Genomic DNA, 2,049 nt, shown 5'->3' on the forward strand with positions numbered 1-2,049 from the left:
CTCCTACATGGCTAAACTGCCGGCCATCAAAATCAAAGAAAACCAGGTCGCCTTCTTTCAATTGGTCCTCGTATTTACGTTTGATAACCGTAATTTGCTGGCTCGTCATACGTGGAATGGTGATGCCATACACCTGCTGCTCCAAAAGAAAAGCCAGTCCGGAGCAATCAACTCCGTCTTTATCCACGCCACCAAATTTATAGGGAGTGCCCATCCACTGTTCAATGAAAGCATATAACCTGCCGTTTTCTATATCGCTTTTGTTTACGCCCATAATTTCGGCGTATTTGGATGCAATATCAGCATTAGGCTTCACCACCTCACCCGGCTGCCCCCTCATCGCAGCTTTGCGCGAGTGGCACGAGGTAAAAATTACCGGCACAAAAAACAAAACGAAGCAATATAAAAGAAGGCGATGTTTGGTCATGCGGTAAAAATAGAATTTAAGCGCGAGTGAATAAGGCGGATGTTTTTAACATATCCACACTATTTGAAAATTTGAATATCTGTCAATTTGAAAATGATGCCTTCCTGATTTTCAAATCCTCAAATTACCAAATTTTCAAATTACAAGCATCTAACTTTTTATCACCCTTTGAATCTCATCCAGTTTCATCAGGGCCTCTACGGGTGTTAAGGTGTTAACATCAAGGTTGTTCAGCGTATCGCGAATCTTTACAAGTACGGGGTCGTCTATCGAAAACATCTGCATCTGCACAGCTTGCTTCTGCACCTTGCGGATGCTTTCTTTGATGTGCTCGCCGCCGGTACGTTCGTTTTCGAGTTTTTTTAGTATTTCGTTGGCCCGGCTCAATACCTTTTGCGGCATCCCGGCTAATTTGGCTACGTGGATCCCGAAGCTGTGCTCGCTGCCGCCCGGTACCAGTTTACGCAGGAAAATAATCTGCTGGCCAACCTCTTTTACCGATACATTAAAATTCTTGATGCGGTTAAAAGTATTGCTCAACTCGTTCAGTTCATGGTAGTGGGTGGCAAACAGGGTTTTAGCTTTGGCCGCCGGATGATTATGCAGATATTCGGCGATTGACCATGCGATGGAGATACCATCATAGGTTGATGTGCCCCTGCCAATCTCATCCAGCAAGATCAAACTTCTGTCGGATATGTTATTGAGGATACTGGCAGTCTCGTTCATCTCCACCATAAAGGTAGATTCGCCTGATGAAAGATTATCTGATGCCCCTACCCTTGTGAAGATTTTATCTACCAGGCCTATAGTCGCCCAGCGGCAGGTTTTTTTCAATAACCGGGTGCCTCCCTCCTTTGATGTCGAGCACCCGGCTTTCGTTCATCTCGGGCTTTGCGTAGTAGTTTTTAATGGATATGGTAGCAAAGTTAAGCAGTACATCCAGGCGGGCTATCAGCTGTGCGTTAAGTTGTATCGGCTTAATGTATTCGGCAAGTGAGTAAAGCAGATCATTGTACAGGCGGGTTTCCAGCACCAGGATCTTTTCTTCGGCTCCCAGGATCTRCTCTTCGTATTCCTTTAGTTCGGGGGTTATATAGCGCTCGGCATTTACCAGTGTTTGCTTGCGGATCCATTCCGAAGGCACCTTATCCCGGTGACTGTGGGTAACTTCAAGATAATAGCCGAATACGTTATTGAATGATACTTTTAAAGAGGGAATCCCCGTAGCTTCGGCCTCGCGTTTCTGGATCTCCAGCAGGTAACCTTTACCGCCGAAGGCTATTTTACGCAGCCTGTCCAATTCCTCGCTGATTCCCTCGTTCATTACCGAACCTTTCACAATCATCACCGGCGGCTCGGGATGCAGCTCACGTTCTATTCTTTCGCAGATAAGCACACAGGGATTAAGTTGCTCGCCTATGGCGCGTAATGGTAAACTCTCTGATGTTTCGGCTGTTTTTTTGATAGAGCCGATTGCCATCAGTGCTTTTTTTAGCTGGCAAACCTCACGGGGATTGGCCTTTTGTAAACCAATTTTAGAGATCAGCCGTTCCAGATCTCCAATCTGGYGAATGTAGTTTTGCAGGTTTTCGCGCAGCTCTTCATGCTCAATCATGTAC

1 protein-coding gene and 1 pseudogene are annotated in these 2,049 nt (G+C 45.9%); both read right to left on the bottom strand.

Annotated elements, in window-relative coordinates; translation table 11 throughout:
* Nucleotides 1-427 (bottom strand): C40 family peptidase (locus AC1DPZ_RS27535; protein WP_477409522.1); only part of this gene is annotated, 427 nt, incomplete at its 3' end.
* A 150-nt stretch (nt 428-577) separates the two neighbouring features.
* A pseudogene (locus tag AC1DPZ_RS27540) lies at nt 578-2,049 on the bottom strand (MutS-related protein); the annotation flags it as partial.

The sequence above is a fragment of the Mucilaginibacter sp. P4_G9 genome (assembly GCF_056400985.1).